The organism is Streptomyces sp. NPDC048383, assembly GCF_040651775.1.
In the GTDB taxonomy this organism is placed as follows: domain Bacteria; phylum Actinomycetota; class Actinomycetes; order Streptomycetales; family Streptomycetaceae; genus Streptomyces.
Genome location: NZ_JBEZKS010000097.1, coordinates 1 through 17,440, shown reverse-complemented (window position 1 = coordinate 17,440; position 17,440 = coordinate 1). Strand labels below are relative to the sequence as shown.

20 protein-coding genes and 1 pseudogene are annotated in these 17,440 nt (G+C 70.6%); 6 read left to right on the top strand and 15 right to left on the bottom strand.

What is annotated here, in order from left to right; genetic code table 11:
• Positions 1 to 245 precede the first annotated feature (245 nt).
• Positions 246 to 704: a DUF4442 domain-containing protein gene (locus AB0D46_RS36915; protein ID WP_362884281.1), complete on the bottom strand. Its 459-nt coding sequence runs from the start codon at positions 702 to 704 to the stop codon at positions 246 to 248.
• Between the two features lie 96 nt (positions 705 to 800).
• Between AB0D46_RS36915 and AB0D46_RS36910 the strand changes: the two genes are divergently transcribed.
• The gene (locus tag AB0D46_RS36910) at positions 801 to 1,856 is read left to right on the top strand and encodes a hypothetical protein (protein WP_362884279.1); all 1,056 of its coding nucleotides are present in this window, start codon (positions 801 to 803) and stop codon (positions 1,854 to 1,856) included.
• Between the two features lie 134 nt (positions 1,857 to 1,990).
• Positions 1,991 to 3,295: an MFS transporter gene (locus AB0D46_RS36905; protein WP_362884277.1), complete on the top strand. Its 1,305-nt coding sequence runs from the start codon at positions 1,991 to 1,993 to the stop codon at positions 3,293 to 3,295.
• 19 nt (positions 3,296 to 3,314) lie between these two features.
• Here AB0D46_RS36905 and AB0D46_RS36900 read toward each other — a convergent pair whose 3' ends face one another.
• The 4 genes from AB0D46_RS36900 to AB0D46_RS36885 all read right to left on the bottom strand — a co-directional run bounded on the left by AB0D46_RS36900 (position 3,315) and on the right by AB0D46_RS36885 (position 7,273).
• Entirely contained in the window at positions 3,315 to 4,106 is a 792-nt protein-coding gene (locus AB0D46_RS36900; RefSeq protein ID WP_362884283.1) for a fused MFS/spermidine synthase, read from the bottom strand.
• A gap of 78 nt (positions 4,107 to 4,184) precedes the next feature.
• On the bottom strand, positions 4,185 to 5,030 hold the full coding sequence (locus tag AB0D46_RS36895; RefSeq protein ID WP_362884275.1) for a patatin-like phospholipase family protein: 846 nt from the start codon (positions 5,028 to 5,030) through the stop codon (positions 4,185 to 4,187).
• An 87-nt stretch (positions 5,031 to 5,117) separates the two neighbouring features.
• Positions 5,118 to 6,293 (bottom strand): elongation factor Tu, encoded by a 1,176-nt coding sequence (tuf, locus tag AB0D46_RS36890; protein ID WP_362884273.1) that lies wholly within the window; start codon positions 6,291 to 6,293, stop codon positions 5,118 to 5,120.
• A gap of 254 nt (positions 6,294 to 6,547) precedes the next feature.
• Positions 6,548 to 7,273, bottom strand: a complete 726-nt coding sequence (locus AB0D46_RS36885; RefSeq protein ID WP_362884271.1) for a DNA alkylation repair protein — start codon at positions 7,271 to 7,273, stop codon at positions 6,548 to 6,550.
• A gap of 49 nt (positions 7,274 to 7,322) precedes the next feature.
• Here AB0D46_RS36885 and AB0D46_RS36880 point away from each other — a divergent pair, with 49 nt between their 5' ends.
• Both AB0D46_RS36880 and AB0D46_RS36875 read left to right on the top strand, forming a co-directional pair.
• On the top strand, positions 7,323 to 8,039 hold the full coding sequence (locus tag AB0D46_RS36880) for a VTT domain-containing protein (protein WP_362884269.1): 717 nt from the start codon (positions 7,323 to 7,325) through the stop codon (positions 8,037 to 8,039).
• Between the two features lie 48 nt (positions 8,040 to 8,087).
• Positions 8,088 to 8,966, top strand: a complete 879-nt coding sequence (locus tag AB0D46_RS36875) for an undecaprenyl-diphosphate phosphatase (RefSeq protein ID WP_362884267.1) — start codon at positions 8,088 to 8,090, stop codon at positions 8,964 to 8,966.
• A 311-nt stretch (positions 8,967 to 9,277) separates the two neighbouring features.
• Here the strand turns inward: AB0D46_RS36875 and AB0D46_RS36870 are convergent, their stop codons facing one another.
• The gene (locus AB0D46_RS36870; protein WP_362884266.1) at positions 9,278 to 9,778 is read right to left on the bottom strand and encodes a carbamoyltransferase N-terminal domain-containing protein; all 501 of its coding nucleotides are present in this window, start codon (positions 9,776 to 9,778) and stop codon (positions 9,278 to 9,280) included.
• A gap of 84 nt (positions 9,779 to 9,862) precedes the next feature.
• Between AB0D46_RS36870 and AB0D46_RS36865 the strand changes: the two genes are divergently transcribed.
• Positions 9,863 to 10,948 (top strand): integrase core domain-containing protein, encoded by a 1,086-nt coding sequence (locus tag AB0D46_RS36865; RefSeq protein ID WP_362884264.1) that lies wholly within the window; start codon positions 9,863 to 9,865, stop codon positions 10,946 to 10,948.
• A gap of 138 nt (positions 10,949 to 11,086) precedes the next feature.
• Here the strand turns inward: AB0D46_RS36865 and AB0D46_RS36860 are convergent, their stop codons facing one another.
• The 9 genes from AB0D46_RS36860 to AB0D46_RS36820 all read right to left on the bottom strand — a co-directional run bounded on the left by AB0D46_RS36860 (position 11,087) and on the right by AB0D46_RS36820 (position 16,731).
• The gene (locus AB0D46_RS36860) at positions 11,087 to 11,560 is read right to left on the bottom strand and encodes a S26 family signal peptidase (RefSeq protein WP_362884262.1); all 474 of its coding nucleotides are present in this window, start codon (positions 11,558 to 11,560) and stop codon (positions 11,087 to 11,089) included.
• Positions 11,557 to 13,410: an ABC transporter ATP-binding protein gene (locus AB0D46_RS36855; RefSeq protein ID WP_362884260.1), complete on the bottom strand. Its 1,854-nt coding sequence runs from the start codon at positions 13,408 to 13,410 to the stop codon at positions 11,557 to 11,559. The genes AB0D46_RS36860 and AB0D46_RS36855 overlap by 4 nt, the downstream gene beginning before the upstream one ends.
• A 57-nt stretch (positions 13,411 to 13,467) precedes the next feature.
• A complete protein-coding gene (locus AB0D46_RS36850; RefSeq protein ID WP_362884258.1) occupies positions 13,468 to 13,674 on the bottom strand; it encodes a hypothetical protein in 207 nt (68 codons plus the stop codon).
• Between the two features lie 56 nt (positions 13,675 to 13,730).
• On the bottom strand, positions 13,731 to 13,937 hold the full coding sequence (locus tag AB0D46_RS36845; RefSeq protein ID WP_362884257.1) for a hypothetical protein: 207 nt from the start codon (positions 13,935 to 13,937) through the stop codon (positions 13,731 to 13,733).
• A gap of 209 nt (positions 13,938 to 14,146) precedes the next feature.
• A complete protein-coding gene (locus AB0D46_RS36840; RefSeq protein ID WP_362884255.1) occupies positions 14,147 to 14,284 on the bottom strand; it encodes a hypothetical protein in 138 nt (45 codons plus the stop codon).
• A 48-nt stretch (positions 14,285 to 14,332) separates the two neighbouring features.
• Positions 14,333 to 14,872 (bottom strand): TlpA disulfide reductase family protein, encoded by a 540-nt coding sequence (locus AB0D46_RS36835; RefSeq protein ID WP_362884253.1) that lies wholly within the window; start codon positions 14,870 to 14,872, stop codon positions 14,333 to 14,335.
• Positions 14,873 to 14,877: 5 nt separating this feature from the next.
• Positions 14,878 to 15,405, bottom strand: coding sequence for a MauE/DoxX family redox-associated membrane protein (locus AB0D46_RS36830; protein WP_362884251.1), 528 nt, complete (start codon positions 15,403 to 15,405; stop codon positions 14,878 to 14,880).
• 85 nt (positions 15,406 to 15,490) lie between these two features.
• Positions 15,491 to 15,976, bottom strand: coding sequence for a hypothetical protein (locus AB0D46_RS36825; RefSeq protein WP_362884250.1), 486 nt, complete (start codon positions 15,974 to 15,976; stop codon positions 15,491 to 15,493).
• A gap of 107 nt (positions 15,977 to 16,083) precedes the next feature.
• On the bottom strand, positions 16,084 to 16,731 hold the full coding sequence (locus AB0D46_RS36820; protein ID WP_362884248.1) for an NADP-dependent oxidoreductase: 648 nt from the start codon (positions 16,729 to 16,731) through the stop codon (positions 16,084 to 16,086).
• 472 nt (positions 16,732 to 17,203) lie between these two features.
• Here AB0D46_RS36820 and AB0D46_RS36815 point away from each other — a divergent pair.
• A pseudogene (locus AB0D46_RS36815) lies at positions 17,204 to 17,341 on the top strand (undecaprenyl-diphosphatase); the annotation flags it as partial.
• Positions 17,342 to 17,440: the final 99 nt, after the last annotated feature.

The following is a 17,440-nucleotide window of genomic DNA, read 5'->3' as shown; positions in this document are numbered from 1 at the left end:
CTTTTTATTTATCCGGCGACCACCTTGAATTACACCCTTAAGCACACCCTCTTTCCCACCCCGACGCTCTTCCGATCTGCCGCCCACTGTGCGCGCCGGGGCCGCGGGGCCCCGCCGGACGCGCCCTGCGGCGCCCCGGGTTCAGCCCTGCGGCGGGCCCGGCCGGGCCCGCCGTGGGCCCGTGGCATCGGCCGACCGGTGCCGTCGGCGGGGGCGGTCGGCCCGTCCCCGCCGTGTTCACCCCGTCAGCCGGCCGCGATCGGCCGCAGGGTCCACAGGATGGTCATCTCGCCCGTCACGGCCTCGTCCTCGCGCCGGATGGCGACGGTGACGGGGAATTCGGGGCGGCCGCCCGCGTCGAGTTCGGCGACGACCTCGGCGGCGGGGCGGCCGAGGGTGGCGGTGGCCGTCACGACGCCCTTCGCGAGCTTCTTGTAACCGATCTCGGCCTTGACGGCGAGGGGCACCGCGCGCGAGAGCTGGTCGCCGAAGGCGGCCAGCACGATGGCGCCGCTGGCGGACTCGGCGAGGGTGAACATCGCGCCGGCGTGCGGGCCGCCGACGTGGTTGTGGAAGTCGGGCTGGTCCGGCAGGCGGACGACCGCGCGCTCGGGGGTGGTCTCCAGGAATTCGAGGTTCAGGGTGCGGGCCATCGGCACCGTCCGGGCCAACAATTCGCCCACGTTCATCTGTTCTGCGCTCATGGCACGCGATGTTACCCACGAGTAGAAGGCCTTGGCCAGACCTCCTCCGGGGGCGGCCGTGGTCCCCGGAGGCCGGGCCCACTATCGTTACCGGCCATGTGGCCAGGACAGCAGCAGCCGCCCGGGGGCGAGCAGAACCCCCAGGACGCGCAACAGAACCCGTACCAGCAGCAGCCGGGGCAGCCGAACCCGTACCAGCAGCAAGGGCAGCCGGGGTTCGGCGAGCAGCAGCCCGGCTACGGATACCCGCAGGCGGGGTACCAGACGCCGCCCCCGGTGCAGCCGTGGGGCCAACCCCCGACCCAACAGCAACCGACGACCCCCGGGCCGGGCGGCGGCAGCCCCTTCGCCACCCGGACGGTGGCCATCGTCGCGGTCTCGGCGGTCATCGTGACCGCCGCCGCCACCGGAGCGTTCGTCCTGACCCGGGACGACGACAAGAAGATCCAGGCCAACGACAAGCCGGCCGCCTCCCCCTCCGCGCCCGCGAGTTCCCCGGCGGCGCCGCCCGCCCCGAGCGGGAACCCGCGCTCCGGCGGGGACCTCAAGCCGCTGATCGCCGGCTGGAAGGTGGTCATCAACCCGAAGTACGGCACCGCCTTCGACGTCCCGCCGGAGTGGAACGTGCTCGGCTCGGGCACGTCCATCGGGTTCGAGGACGCGACCAAGACCGACGGCGGCCCCTTCGTCATGATGTCCGCGCCGGCCTACCTCAAGGAGGACTGGTGCAAGGTCGACTCCGACAAGAACGGCAGTGAGGAGACGACCTCCCTCGCCGGCACCGGCACCAAGGGCGGCCAGGGCGCCAAGGACACCGCCTCCGCCTCCCGCAGCGAGGCCGGCACCTGGGTCTACGGCGGCTACGCGCAGAAGCAGCCCAAGGAGATCGTCAAGTTCACCGACCCGAAGGAGTACACCTCCACCTCCGGGCTCAAGGGTCACGTCACCACCGCGACCGTGACCGGCGTGCCCAAGGAGAACAAGTGCGACTCCGACGGCAAGAGCATCGCGTTCAGCTTCAAGACCGCCAACGGTGACTTCTCCACCTGGGTCCTCTACGGCGCCGCGGGCGTCCCCGGCGAGGTCGACCAGGCGACGTACGAGAAGATCCTCAGCACGGTCCGGCTGACCGAGGCCGCGCCGCCGAACTGATCCCGGCCCACCCCGGCCCCGCTCGTCCCCGCCGGTCCCCCACCCGGCCCCACCGCGTTCCCACCTCCGGGCCGGACATCCGCTTTCCGATAAATTCGGTTGGATTCCCGGCCCGGAGCGGAGAGAGTCCACGGGTGAGTCGACCCCCGAATCTCCCCTCCCCCACCCGCGCGCGCCGCCGGCCCGCGTGGGCCGGCCGCAACTACACCCTGCTGACGGGTGCCGCGGTCATCACCAACCTCGGCAGTCACGGGGCGCTCATCGCGGCCGCCTTCGCCGTGCTGGAGTCGGGGGGTTCCGGCGGGGACGTCGGCCTCGTCGCGGCCGCCCGTACGCTGCCGCTCGTCCTCTTCCTGCTCATCGGCGGCGCGCTCGCCGACCGGCTGCCGCGCCACCGCGTGATGGTCGCCGCCAACGCCCTCAACTGCGTCTCGCAGGGCGCCTTCGCGCTGCTCGTGCTCGCCGGGGACCCCCAGCTGTGGCAGATGATGCTGCTCACCGCGCTGTGCGGCACCGGAACGGCGTTCTTCAACCCGGCCGCCGAGGGCATGCTGCTCTCCAGCGTCTCGGGCGAGCACGCCAACCGCGCCTTCGCGCTCTTCCGGATGGCCATGAACGGCGCCGGCATCGGCGGCGCGGCCCTCGGCGGGGCGATGATCGCCGCGATCGGCCCCGGCTGGGTGCTGGCCGTGGACGCCCTGGCCTTCGCCCTCGCGGGCGCGCTCCGGGCGTTCCTGGACGTCGGCCACGTCGCGGAACGGGCCCCCGGCGGCGGCCTGCTGGCCGACCTGCGCGAGGGCTGGGTGGAGGTGCGGACCCGCCCCTGGTTGTGGAGCATCGTGCTCCAGTTCTCCGTGGTCGTCGCCGTCGTCGGCGCCGCGGAGGCGGTGTACGGGCCCCTCGTCGCCCGCGACCAGCTGGGCGGGCCGGCGCCGTGGGGCCTGGCCCTGGCCTGCTTCGGCGTGGGCACCATCGGCGGCGCCGTCCTGATGATGGTGTGGAAACCCCGCAGGCTGCTGCTGGTCGGCACGCTGTGCGTGTTCCCGCTGGCGCTGCCGTCGGCGGGGCTGGCGGTGCCGTTGCCCGTGTGGGCCCTGTGCGCGGTGATGTTCGTCAGCGGCGCCGCCATCGAGGTGTTCGGCGTCAACTGGATGACCACGATGCACCAGGAGATCCCGGAGGAGAAGTTCTCCCGGGTCTCCGCCTACGACTGGTTCGGCTCGGTGTCGATGCTGCCGCTCGCCACCGCCCTGGCCGGGCCCGCCGAGTCGGCGTTCGGCCGCGCCCCGTCGCTGTGGGGTTGCGCCGTGCTGGTGGTGGTCGGCACGGCCGCGGTGCTCTTCGTCCCGGACGTGCGGAACATGACCCGCAAGCCCCCCGCGGTGAAGGCCCCGGTGCTGCCCACCCCGACGGACAGCCCGAGCCCCGCCACCGTGTGAGGCGGGCCCGGTACCGGGCTCACCCCAGGCTGAAGGCGCCCTGTGGCGGCTCCGGCGAGGCCACCGCCTCCGCGTCCGGCACCGGCCGCGCGCCGCGCATCAGGCGGGCCAGGCCAGGGCCGGACTCCACCCGGGCCGGGAACGCGTCGCCGGCGCACCGCCGGGCCAGGGCGGCCACCGGCAGCGGGGAGTCGGAAGCCAGCAGCACCGCGTTGCCGAAGCGGCGCCCGCGCAGCACCGCCGGTTCGGCGATCAGCGCCAGCTCCCCGAAGGCGGCCGCGAAGTTGGCCAGTTGCGCCGCGAGGAACGCGAACGGCGCCCCGTCCGCCAGGTTGGCCGCGTACAGGCCGCCGGGCCTCAGCACCCGGGCCGCCTCCCTCGCGTACTCCACCGAGGTCAGCCGGGCCGGCACCCGCGAGCCGCCGAACACGTCCGCGACCAGGACGTCCGCGCTCGCCGCCGGAGCGGCCGCCAGCCAGGCCCGGGCGTCGGCGGCGTGCACCGTCACCCGCGCCCCGTCGGCGAGCGGCAGGTGCTCGGCGACCAGCTCCACCAACGCCGCGTCGAACTCCACGACCGTCTGCCGGGACCCGGGGCGGACCGCGGCGGCCCAGCGCGGCAGGGTCAGCGCGCCGCCGCCCAGGTGCAGCAGGTCCAGGGCGGCGCCCGGCTCGGCCGCGCAGTCCAGCACGTGCGCGAGCCGACGTACGTACTCGAACTCCAGGTGCTCGGGGTCGTCGAGGTCCACGTAGGACTGCGGCGCCCCGTCCACGGTCAGCAGCCAGGCCCGGTCCCGGTCCACGTCCGGCATCAGCTTGGCGGTGCCCTGGTCCACGTCCCGGATCACCGGGATCTGTTCGTCGCTCACCCCACCATTGTCCGGCGCGGGTCAGCCGCCCCAGACCTCCTTCGCGCCGGCCGTGTGCTCGGCGGCCTGGGCCAGTCCCGCGCGGGCTGCGGGATCCCGGCGCGCCGGGTCCAGGACGTTGCGTCCGAAGGCCCTGCGGGCCTGCGCGGAGGGGGTGATCAGCAGCACCCGCGCGCCCGCCGCCCGCAGCCGCTCGGCCTGGGCGGCGGGCGAGGGGATCTTCCCGGCGCCGAGCGCCATCGGCGCGATGATCACCACCCGTCGGTAGCCGGCGGCGATGTCCGCGTTGGTCGCGGAGCGGACCCCGCCGTCGATGAACCGGCGGCCCGCGACGGTCACCGGCGGCCACACCCCGGGCACGGCGCAGCTCGCCGAGACCGCGTCGACGAGGCCGGCGTCGCCCGCCCGCTCGAAGGCGGTCAGCTCGCCGCTCAGCGCGTCCACGGCGGTGACGACGAGGCGTCGCTCGGGCCATTCGTGCGAGACGAGGCGGGCCTTTAGTACCTCGCGGCGCACGGCCTCCGGGCCGGTGTCGGCGGCGAGGGCCATGGCGCCGATCCGCCTGCGGTACTGGGCGGCGTCGCGGGAGCGGGCCATCGCGACGGCGTAGCGGGCGAGCAGCCCCGCGCCGAACCGGGCCACGGCCTCGCCGCCGGCGTCGCCGAGCTGGCGCTCGTACAGCTGCCGCGGGGTGAGCAGCCCGGAGGTGAGCTGAGCGCCCACCACCGAGCCGGCGGAGGTGCCGACGACGAGGTCGGCGGTGGTCAGGTCGACGCCCTCGCGGGCGAGCCCGTACAGGATGCCGGTCTCCCAGCCGATGCCGGTGAGTCCTCCGCCGCCCAGTACCAGCGCCGTGTCGCCGTTCATGGCCCGTCCCCGTTCCGCCCGTGGTGCCCCGCCCGTGTGGTGACGGCAGTCTGACGCAGCGGGGCCGCCGTCACCACCCGCGGGGTGCTATCCGACCTCGGTCACCGTCCCGGCGCCGACGGTGCGGCCGCCCTCGCGGATCGCGAAGCCGAGCCCCGCCTCCAGCGGGACGTCCCGGCAGAGCTGCACCGTCATGGTGACGGTCTGCCCGGGCCGGGCCCCGGCGGTGCCGAGGTCGACGTCCCCGACCACGTCCGCGGTGCGGAAGTAGAACTGCGGCCGGTAGCCGGAGGCGATCGGGGTCGTGCGACCGCCCTCCCGCGCGGAGAGGACGTGGACCAGGGCGGTGAACCGTCGGGCCGGCCGCACGCTGTCCGGCGCGGCGACGACGTCCCCGCGCCGGACCTGGTCGCGGTGCACCCCGCGCAGCAGCAGGGCGACGTTGTCCCCGGCCTCGGCGGACTCCATCGGCTTGCCGAAGGTCTCCAGGCCGGTGACGACGACCGGGTCGCCGGCGCCGTCCCCGCCGAGCAGGCTGACACGGTCGCCGAGTCGCACCGTGCCCCGCTCGACGGACCCGGTGACGACGGTCCCGCGACCGGTGATGGTCAGGACGTTCTCGACCGGCAGCAGGAACGGCGCGTCCGTGTAGCGCACCGGTGTGGGCACGTAGGTGTCCACCGCGTCCAGCAACGCCTCGACGGCCCCCGTCCACTGCGGGTCGCCGCGCAGCGCGCCGAGTCCGGAGACCCGTACGACGGGCGCGGTGTCCCCGGCGTACCCGTGCGCGGTGAGCAGCTCGCGGACCTCCATCTCGACGAGGTCGGTGAGCTCCGGGTCCCCGGCGTCGGCCTTGTTGAGGGCCACCACGATGTGGTCGACGCCCACTTGCCGGGCCAGCAGGACGTGCTCGGCGGTCTGCGGCATGACCCCGTCGAGCGCGGAGACGACGAGGATCGCCCCGTCGAGCTGCGCGGCGCCCGTGACCATGTTCTTGATGTAGTCGGCGTGGCCCGGCATGTCGACGTGGGCGTAGTGACGGGTGTCGGTCTCGTACTCGACGTGCGTGAGGTTGATGGTGATGCCGCGACGGGCCTCCTCGGGGGCCCGGTCGATGCGGTCGAAGGGCACGTAGGCGGCGCCGCCCCGGTCGGCGAGGACCTTGGTGATCGCGGCGGTCAGGGTGGTCTTGCCGTGGTCGACGTGGCCCATGGTGCCGATGTTGAGGTGCGGCTTGGTGCGCGTGAAGGCCGTCTTGGCCATGATGTTCTTCCCGTGGCTCGCAGCTGGACGGGACCCCCGGGCGATCCGACCCTCCCCCTGTGGGGTCCGCCGGACGATCCGGGAAGGGTCAGGTTCGGGCGCCGTCGAATGCGGCGGCCACGGCGGGTGCTCCGGGTGCGGCGGCAGCCTTCGGCGCGTCCGCGACTGCGGACGGCGCTGCGGGGAAGGCGTACCGGAACATGTCGCCGATCCTGCCCGAGCGGTCGGGCGGGGTCGAATGGATTTCGTCGCCGTCAGGCGCCGTTGAGGGACTTGAGGGCCTCGCGCACCGACAGCGGTGCGAGGCGGGGGCGTTCGGCGGTGACGAAGGCGCGCACCGCGTCGGGGTCGGTCTTGGCGTACTCGCGCAGGGCCCAGCCGACGGCCTTGCGGATGAAGAAGTCGGGGTGCGCGGCCAGCCGGCGGCAGTGGGCGAAGAGCCGGTCGGCGTCGGTGGCGGACTTGCGGGTGAGCTGGTGGAGCAGTCCGGCGCGGGCGAGCCAGAGGTCCTCGCCGTCGACCCAGTCGTCCATGACCGCGCCCAGCCGCGGGTCGGCCGCGACGAGCGGTCCGACGGTGTGCGCGGCGAGCAGGTCGACGGTGTCCCACCAGGAGGTGGTGACGATCAGGTGCCGCACCACCGGCAGGAAGCCGGAGGAACAGCGCGCCACGTGTCGGCGCAGGTAGTCGACCGCGAAGTAGTGGTACTCACGCTCCGCGAGTGACCAGCAGCGCAGCGCGAGGGCGGCGCAGTCCGCCTCGGAGGGCCGCGGGGTGTCCTTCGTCACTGTGCGGGAGAGCGCGCGGCGCTCGGGGGTGCGGATGCCGAGGAAGGGGGCGACGCCCTTCATGTACGCGGTCATGGGTCCGGCCTGCGCCGGATCGGCGGCCGCGGCGTAGACGGCCGTCAGTCGTTCCATGAGGACGTCGGCGAGGGCGCTGGGCCCGGTCCCCGGGGGTGGTTGGGTGTTCGGCCGCATGAGGCCCAGATTACGGCGGTGCGTCGTACAGGTCGGTTAGTCTCCCGGAATGTCCCTCCTCCTCGCGCCGTGGACCCGGCTGTCGCTGCTCGTCGTGCTGCTGCTGGCGGCCGGCGCGTGCGTGGTGCTGTACGAGCCGCAGCGACTGCTGTCGCAGGGGTGGCCGCCGGAGCTGCCGTTGGGTGCGGCGGTCCTGGTGTTCGCGGGAGCGTACGGGCTGTGCACGGCGGCGTTTGTGCCGCGTCCGTTGCTGAACCTGGCGGCGGGGGCAGTCTTCGGGGCCCAGTTCGGGCTGGTCGCGGCCGTCGGGGGGACGGTGGTGGGGGCCGGCATCGCCTTCGGTCTGGGCCGGGCGATGGGGCAGGAGGCGTTGCGTCCGTACCTTCGCGGCCGGTGGCTGAAGGCGGCCGACGCGCAGTTGAGCCGGCACGGGTTCCGCTCGATGCTCGCGGTGCGGATCTTCCCCGGGGTGCCGTTCGCGGCGGCCAACTACCTGGCGGCGGTGTCGCGGTGCGGCTGGCTGCCGTTCCTGGGCGCGACGGCGCTCGGCACGATCCCGAACACCGCCGCCTACGTGATCGCGGGGTCCAGTGCCTCCTCGCCGGGATCGCCCGCGTTCCTGGTCTCGTTCGGGTTCATCGCGGTGTCCGGGGTGATCGCCGCGGTCGTGGCGTGGCGCAAGCGGCACCGCCTGGCGCCGGTCGTCGCGTACGAGCCGGTGCCCCAACACCCCCCTGTGGTCACGGCCGCTTCCCACGGGCCCTAGCATCGGACCCGAACTGCCCGACGATCACAAGGACGAGCGCACCCCGACATGAGCTGGTTCGAATCCCTAATCCTCGGTCTGGTCCAGGGGCTTACGGAGTTCCTCCCGATCTCCTCCAGTGCCCACCTGCGCCTGACCGCGGCGTTCGCCGGCTGGCACGACCCCGGTGCGGCCTTCACGGCCATCACCCAGATCGGCACCGAGGCCGCCGTCCTGATCTATTTCCGCAAGGACATCGCGCGGATCGTCTCGACCTGGTTCCGTTCCCTGTACACGAAGGCGCTGCGTTCCGAGCAGGACGCCAAGATGGGCTGGTTGGTGATCGTCGGCTCGTTGCCGATCGGCGTCCTCGGCCTGCTCTTCAAGGACCAGATCACCGGTCCGGCCCGTGACCTGCGGCTGACGGCCACCACCTTGATCCTGATGGGTCTGGTCCTCGGCTTCGCCGACTGGCAGGCCTCGCGCGACGAGGAGGGCGGCCGGCACCGGGTGGTCGTCCAGCGCAAGACGCTGAAGGAACTGGGCGTCAAGGACGGTCTGGTCTTCGGTCTCTGCCAGGCGATGGCGTTGATCCCCGGCGTCTCCCGCTCCGGTGCGACGATCTCCGGCGGTCTGCTGCTGGGCTTCACCCGTGAGGCCGCCGCCCGCTACTCCTTCCTCCTCGCGATCCCGGCCGTGCTGGCCTCGGGCGCGTTCGAGATCAAGGACGTGATGGAGAACCCGACCCACATCTCCTGGGGTCCGACGGTCTTCGCGACGGTGATCGCCTTCTTCGTCGGGTACGCCGTCATCGCGTGGTTCATGAAATTCATCACTACGAAGAGCTTCATGCCGTTCGTGATCTACCGGATTCTGCTCGGAATCCTGCTGTTCATCCTGGTGGGAGCCGGTGTGCTCAGCCCGCACGCGGGCGAATCCGGCGGCTGAACCAGGGCCGCACAGGTTGCGCTATCTAGCATTTCCTAGCGCCTGATTGCAGCATCACACCATGATCATCTCCCACTTGTCTCCCACTCAGGAGACCGGGAGGCGATCAGCCAGAAGTGCGCACCTGCAAAGTCGGGAGCAGAAAGGAGGGCCCGCACAGCAGTAGCTGTGTGGGCCCTTCTGCTTGGCGGCCGGCCCGGGTCAGTCGAGGCTGAGGCGCGCCAGCAGGCCCTGGACACGGCCGGCGAGCGCCTTCTCCGGGTCCGGGCTGATGGTGGCAAGTGCCACTGCGGCCGTCACGATGACGTCGCTCAGCTCCTTCTCGACGAGCTGCCAGCGCGGGCGGTGAGGAAGTCGAGGGTGTAGCGCTCGGGGTTGCCGTAGCCGGCCAGGCCCATGAGCTTGCCGGAGCTGGTCCAGTTGCCGAGTCCGAGGTGTTCGGCGACGGTCTCGTAGAACCAGCCCAGCGACTGGCTGAACGGGAACTGGCGCAGGGCCTTCAGTCCGTCGGCGGTGCCGTGGGCGAGGGTGGCGGAGACGCCGTCGCCGGAGCCGTCGACCACCAGGACGGCGGCCTCGTCGGAGCCGCTGGGGTGGAAGGCGGAGGCGGTGTGCGCGAGGTGGTGCTCGACCACGGTGACCTGCCGTGGCCGGTGGTGGCCGAACAGGGCGGGGGCGAGGAGTTCGGCGATCAGCTCGGCGTCCGTGCAGATGTTGCTCGGCGTAGGCCAGGCCGGGTTGAAGGCGATGGCGATCTCGTCAACGTCGGCCAGGGTGATGCCGGCCTCGGACAGGCAGTAGGCCGCGGCCACCGCGCAGGAGCGGGAGTTGTGGGGCTCGAAAAATCATCGTTGCTGGTCAGGTCGTGTTCGTGGGGTTGCTGGCATGATGCGCGGGTGATCGTTTCGTTGCTGTACCGCGCTACTCGCACGTTGCTCTCGATACCAGGGGTGTTGGTGCGTCGGGACACGGCGAAGGATGTCGAGTTGTTGGTGCTGCGGCACGAGAATGCGGTGCTGCGGCGTCAGATCACCGGTCCGGTGCGCTATGAGCCGGTCGACCGGTTCTGGTTGTCGGCGTTGTCTTCGCTGGTCCCGCGTCGTCGTTGGGCGGAGGTCTTCCCGGTCGTGCCGGGGACGCTGTTGGCCTGGCACCGCAGATTGATGGCGAGGAAGTGGGACTGCTCTGCCCGGCGCGGTCGTACCGGTAGGCCGCCGACTGCTGCCGCGCTGACGAAGCTGGTGCTGCGGCTGGCGGGCGAGAATCCGCGGTGGGGCCACCGCCGGATCCAGGGTGGACTTGTACGGTTGGGCCATTCGATCGCACCGTCCACGGTCTGGGAGATCCTGCACGCGGCCGGCATCGATCCGGCCCCGCGCCGGTCGGGTCCGAGTTGGCGGGACTTCCTCACTGCTCAGGCCGAGGGGATCATCTCGGCGGACTTCTTCCACGTGGACACGGTGCTGGGCACGCGCCTGTATGCCATGGCGTTCCTCGAGCACGGCCCCAGGAGGCTGCACATCACCGGGGTGACCCGGCATCCGACCGGGCAGTGGGCCACGCAGCAGGCCCGCAACCTCGCCACCGACCTCGGGACTCGCGTGGAGTTCCTGCGCTTCCTGCTGCGGGACCGAGACGCCAAGTACACGACGTCCTTCGATGCCGTCTTCGAGTCCGAGGACATGGACGTCCTGCTCAGTGCCCCACGAGCACCCCGTATGAACGCCCACTGTGAGCGGGTGATCGGCACGGTCCGCCGTGAGGTGTTGGATCATGTTCTGGTGCTGAACGAGGCTCACGCGCGACGGGTTCTGGCCGAATATCAGGATCACTACAACGGGCATCGGCCTCATCGGGCTCGGGATCAGCGGCCACCCGATGTGATTGCGCAGCCTGCCCCTGTCCGCTGCTTCCACGGGCGCAGGCTCCTGCGCACCCGCGTCCTCGGCGGCGTCATCAACGAGTACCGCTATGCGGCATGAACTGCAGCGATGACTTTCCGAGCCCTACAGGGCGTGCCACTTCGCCGAGGAGAAGCAGGTCGTCCCGGTGCACTGACGCAATGAACAGCGAGAGGGTGCCCAACCGTTGCGGCCGGGCACCCTCTTCGCGTACGTGTCTCAGGCGGTCGGCGCACCCGTCCGCAGGACGCGCACCACATGCCCCAGGATCTGTCCTCGGGGACACGGTCCGAAATGCCGGGAGTCGCTGCTGTACGGGCTGTCGCCCTTGACGGCGATGTGCCCGGGAGGCACGGGGCCCTGCTGTGACGATCCGGCGGGCATGGGGTCACCGGGCAGCGCGACAGCGCGCTTGATGTTCCACGGTGATTGGTCCAGGCCCCGGGGAGCGGGGCGACCGTCCCGCGGCCAGCCGTAGATGGGATCGGGCTGGGCGATGACGACCAGGTCGTCGGCCTTCAGATACCGGGCGCCCCTGCGGACGATGACCCGGGCGCCGGGGTGGAGCGTGGGTTCCATGCTGCTTCCGTCGACGTTGACGGCCACGTAAGTGCGCTTGACCCACCACACGACGGCGACCGCCGACACGGGGACGAACCCCAGCAGGTGCCAAGGGCGGATGCGTGCATTCACAGGGTTGCTCCGGATTCAATGGTCTCGGTGTAGTTCGACGCCTGAATAGTGAAGAGTCTCGCGTACTCCCCGCCGATCCTCATGAGTTCGTCGTGAGTGCCGGACTCCGTGATGCGGCCGTCCTCCAGAACGATGATGCGGTCAGCGTCACGGAGGACACCGAGACGGTGCGAGATGAGGAGGCTCGTGGCTCCCTCTCGGTAGACCTTCAGCTGGTCGTGCAGCTGTTGCTCTGCCGCCGGATCCATTCCCGAGCTGGGTTCGTCCAGGACGAGGAGGTCCCGGCCGACGCGCATGAGTGCCCGCGCCAGGGCGAGACGCTGCCACTGTCCGCCAGAGAGCACGACGCCCGCGAAGTCGGCGTCGGGGTCGCCCTCCGTCTCGGGGAACGTCCGGGAGAGCAACGTGTGATAGCCACAAGGCAGGCCCGTGAGGTGGTCGTGTATGCCGGCCTCCTTCGCCGAGGCCTCGACACGGGACTGGTCATCGAGCCGCTGTACGTCCCCGATGCCGATGTTCTCCGCGGCGGACAGATCGTAGCGGACGAAGTCCTGGAAGACGGCGCTAATCCGGTCACGCAGGGTCGGGAGATCGAGGTCGCGCAGATCCGTCCCGTCCCAGCGGATGGAGCCCTTCTCCGGGTCGTAGAGGCGCAGCAGCAGCTTTACGAGGGTCGACTTTCCGGCTCCGTTGAGGCCCACGAGCGCGAGGGAACTCCCCTGCTCGATGGTGAAGCTGACGCCGCGGAGTACCCACGGCCCGTCCTCGCTGTAGCGGAACCAGACGTCGTCGAACGTGATGCGGTGGGCCAGTGCAGGGGTGGCGCCGGAGGGGCGCGCGGCCGGCAGGTCGTTGGCGGTCGTGGTCACCTCCGCGTAGTGCCCGTAGAGGACCAGGGCATGGTGGTAGCTCGTCACCAGGGAGACGGTGGAGGTGAGCGAGGCCTGGACGCCGCCGATCGTGGTCATGAAGGCGGTGATGTCACCGGCGTTGAAGGCACCGGACACCGAGGCGTCGACTATCCAGATCATGCCGGCGCCGGCGATCACGGCGCCGAGAACCGCGAGGGGAGCCTGGGTGAGGAGCGCCTTGCGGTCCACCCGCTCCTCAGCGGCGTTGATGGCGCGGGTTTCGCGGTTCATCCGGTCGAGGAGGAACGGTCCGATCCCGAAGAGCTTGGTCTCCTTGATGGCGGAGACGTTGGTCATCAGGCTCTGGTAGAAGATCTGGCGCCGGTTGCGTGGGCTGATCGACCACACCATCTTCGCGCGCTGCTTGCTGAGGTGGAGCTGAATGGCCAGCGCGGGAAGGGCGGCCGCAACCGTCAGGACCGTCATCGTAGGGGAGATGAAGTAGAGCACCGTGAGGAGACCGGACACGGAGAGCGTGTTCTGGATCAGCCCGAACAGGGACTGGGTGATCGCCTCCGGTGCCCCGATCGCCGACTGCTGGGCGAGCTGGAGACTGTCGAGGAAACGGGGGGACTCGAACCTCGCGATGCCGTCGAACCTGTTGACCGAGGAGAACAGGTCGTTCTGTACGCGCATCACGATGTTGCGCGTGAGTCGTGAGCGTACGTACTGGGTCGTGAGGGGCAGCACGCCGGCGAGCAGTCCCAGAACGGCCATGCCGATGACAAGGCCGAGGGGACCCGGATCGGATCGGGTGGAGCCGTGGCCGACCTGGTTGAGGAGCCACTTCAGCTGAAGTGCGATGCCAGCGGGTATCAGCCCCTGGACGAGGGTGGAGAAGAGATAGACGAGGAAGGCGCCCGGACTGGCGCGCCAGGTGAGAGCGACGATGCTGACCGTGCGGGAGAGGAACTCCCGCCAGCCTCCGACGGTGGTCATAGGAATCCCTCCGCCCGTGCCCCGCCGACGGATCGGCGGGGCACGGGCCGTTTCAGATCAGGCGCACTGCGGGCCGCAGTAGAACCATTCGCTGCAGTTGTTGGGCGAGCAGCAGCGGGCGTACATCCTCGGGCCCTGGCAGCTGACCTCCCTGCGCGATAGCCATTCGCCGCAGGAGGTGCACGCCGACCAGGCCGCGGTCGCCGAGGTCTCCGGTGCCAGCCGGTGGAGCATGGCGTTGCCGAGCCGGGTGAAAAGCCTCATGTGTCTGTCTCGCCTTCTGTTTGGTGGATCGCTTCAGTCGTCCGGGCCGGTTCGGATCAGGCGCACTGCGGGCCGCAGTAGAACCATTCGCTGCAGTTGTCGGGCGAGCAGCAGCGGGCGTACATCCTCGGGCCCTGGCAGCTGACCTCCCTGCGCGATAGCCATTCGCCGCAGGAGGTGCACGCCGACCAGGCCGCGGTCGCCGAGGTCTCCGGTGCCAGCCGGTGGAGCATGGCGTTGCCGAGCCGGGTGAAAAGCCTCATGTGTCTGTCTCGCCTTCTGTTTGGTGGATCGCTTCAGTCGTCCGGGCCGGTCCGGATCAGGCGCACTGCGGGCCGCAGTAGAACCATTCGCTGCAGTTGTCGGGCGAGCAGCAGCGGGCGTACATCCTCGGGCCCTGGCAGCTGACCTCCCTGCGCGATAGCCATTCGCCGCAGGAGGTGCACGCCGACCAGGCCGCGGTCGCCGAGGTCTAGGCTCCGGAGCACTTGTTCTGCTTGTATCCGCAGCCCATCTCGATCGCCTGGCAGTCGCCGCAGACGGCCGTCGCCGTGGCCTCCGGCGCGAGTCTGCCGAGGAGGGCGTCGCCCATTCTGGTCAGGAGTTTCACCAGTGCTTTTCCTTCCGGTACGTATCGTGCTCACGCATCCGGCGTCGACTACGCCGGAAGTGCTTGGAGGTTCGGCTTGGAACCGGTGTGCGTGGCAGTGACGTACTGGTCGGCGTCCGCGATCACGGTCGTCGGGGTCGCGGTGATCGAGTAGAGGGAGGAGATGTCGCCGGGAGCCTCCTCGAAGACCACGGTGGCGAGGCCGTCGAGGCGATCCGCCATCTGCCGGGCCTTGCCCTGTTCACCGGCGATGACGACCACGATCCGGGAGCCGTCCAGACCGGTCTGGGCGGCGAACTCCGGCATGTCCTGCACGAATTCGTCGCACGCGCCGCAGCTGGTGGTGATGAACGACAGAGCCGCCGCGCCGCCCGCGAGCGATTCCGAGGCGAACACCTCGCCGCCGAGGGCGGGGGCCGAGAACATCGGCAGCTTCGTGCCTACCTCGGGGCCGGAAGGCGCGTAGGGGTCGACGGCTCGGCGCTGCTCCTCCTGGCGCCGCAACCGGCGCACGATGGCGAGGGACAGGGCCAGATTGAGAAGGCCGAGCGCACCGACGAGGACCATGCCTGCGACGACAAAGATCATTTCTACTACTCCGTTATGAGAGAGGCGAGGTCATCGAGGAAGGCGATGACCACGGTGAAGACGAGGGCGAAGGCTGCGGCGAGAGCCAGGCCGGCGAGCTCTCCCGTGCCGGAACCCGTGGTGAACACGAGCGCGAGGCCGCCGGCTGCCATCGCGGTGAGCAGGGCGTTTCGGATGACGTGCCGGATACCGAGAGGAGAGGCGGCCCGCCCGAAGCAGGCGCAGACGATCTTCGTCCGGGACCGGGACGAGTGGACGGCCACCCCGGTGAAGACGGAGAAGAGGAGCAGCGCGGCGGCGAACCCGAAGCCCTGGAAAGGGAGTCCGGGTGTCAGGGCGATCGCCGTGACCAGCTCCGCACCGATCAGCGCGCCCGCGGCGATCGGTGCGTACCGCTGTAGCCCTGGAGCCGCACGCCCCAGCACCTCCTCCACCATGACCCGGGAGTCCCGCGGGGCACGGATCTTCCCGATGCCGGAGACCAGCAGTGTGCCGAGGAGGGACAACTGGATTGCCGCCATGAGGTAGTTCACCGTTCGGCCACCTTCCTCTTCTCATAGGGCGAGAGGAAGGTGCAGGTCGGCGGCTCCTCAGAGTCGTGAACGCCCCTCCTCATGATCATGAACTGTAACGTCTCGTCCGGACAGCCCGTAGATACCCACCGACGTAGTCCCTGAGGATGCGGTAGGCGGGGGTGGCCGGCGCTGAGGAGGACCCCTCGCCCGCGGCGAAGGACACCTCCTGGCAGAGGTCGAGGAAGGCCTTGTCCCGTCGCCGCTCGGGGTACCAGACGAACTGGGACGCCGAGCGTTTCGCGATGGTGGACGCCACCTGCCACTCGCCCTCGTGACCCGGCTCGCCGGCGCGGTAGAGCAGGTGGAAGTCGTGCATGACGGGCTGGGGGGCGAACAGGCGCCAGTCAGGCAGCATCTGCAAGGTGGGGTCGAACCTGCGAAGCCGGTCGAACGAGCGCAGCGGGTGCTGGCTCAGCACGGTGACGGTCAGGGCGGCACCCAGGGCCACCTCGACGCAGGTGGTGGCGAGCGAGCTCCGGCGACTGCCCACGTGGGCCTCGCGCAGGACGCGTCGTACGATCCCGCTCACAGCACACGCTCGCCGGTCGCGGAGACGGTTGCCGCGGCACGCTCGGCGGCGCGGTGCGAGTGCAGCAGCCGCCCGGGGCGGAAGCCGTCCAGCACGTGGAGTGCCGCCTAGCGGAGGCCGCTGTAACCGGTGGGGAGGGCTTCGGGAGCGCGGTCGGCGGGGTCCATGCCGGTGAAGCGCACCCCGTGCTGGGCAGCGTTCATGTCGGCGATCGTGATCACACGGTCCGGGCTACCGGCCAGGTCGACGGAGTCGGGCAGGACGCCGGCGCCTGAGGTGTCGAACACCGCGTGCACATCCTGCGGTGCGGCGTCGCGGACGCGCCGGGGCCAGCCCGGTCCGTACGGCACCGCGGTCGCACCCAGCGCGGTAACCCGCTCCAGGTCGCTGGCGCCGACGGTGCCGACGACGGTGATGCCGCGGGCCGCGGCCAGCTGAACGGCGATCGCGCCGACGCTGCCGGCGGCTCCGTGGACGAGCAGGGTCTGCCCGGGCGCGAGGTTCAGGTGCTTCAGGGCGCGGAAGGCCGTCTCGCCCACGGTCGGCAGCGCCGCCGCGGTCTCCCAGGACAAGGCGGCCGGCTTGGCCACAGGGGCGGGCATCAGGGCGTACTGGGCGTAGGAGCCGGCCGGCGTGACGCCGAACACCTCGTCACCGATGGTGAATCCGGTGACGGCTTCCCCTACGGCGTCGATGACTCCGGCGGCGTCCGCCCCGGGGACCAGGGGGAACACGGCGGGGAAGACCCCGGCCACGTCACCTCGGCGGATCTTGCTGTCGAGTTCTGGTGCTGAACGAGGCTCACGCGCGACGGGTTCTGGCCGAATATCAGGATCACTACAACGGGCATCGGCCTCATCGGGCTCGGGATCAGCGGCCAGCCGATGTGATTGCGCAGCCTGCCCCTGTCCGCTGCTTCGACGGGCGCAGGCTCCTGCGCACCCGCGTCCTCGGCGGCGTCATCAACGAGTACCGCTATGCGGCATGAACTGCAGCGATGACTTTCCGAGCCCTACAGGGCGTGCCGTCGACCGCATCGAGGTCTACAACGTGGAGGTCCAGGCCCTCGACTGACCATGGAGCAGGAGATCGCCGATTTGCTGCAAACCAGGTGGCTGCGCTTCGTGGCCGGCGAGGAGAGCACTGGAAAGTGCCATCTCCCACTGCTCTCCCATTCAATCTTGTGAGTGGTGGAAACAGCAGGTCAGAGCCGCTCAGAACCTCGACTTGAACTGGTTCATGAAGTTCATCTCCACCAAGAGCTTCATGCCGTTCGTGATCTACCGGATCGTGCTGGGCATCGTGTTGTTCGTGCTGATCGGCACGGACGTGCTCAGTCCGCACGCCGGCGAGTCGGGCTCCTAGCGGGCCGTACGCTCACCACTTCGCGTGAATCGGAGGCCGCCGAGGACGCGGGTGCGCAGGAGCCTGCGCCCGTCGAAGCAGCGGACAGGGGCAGGCTGC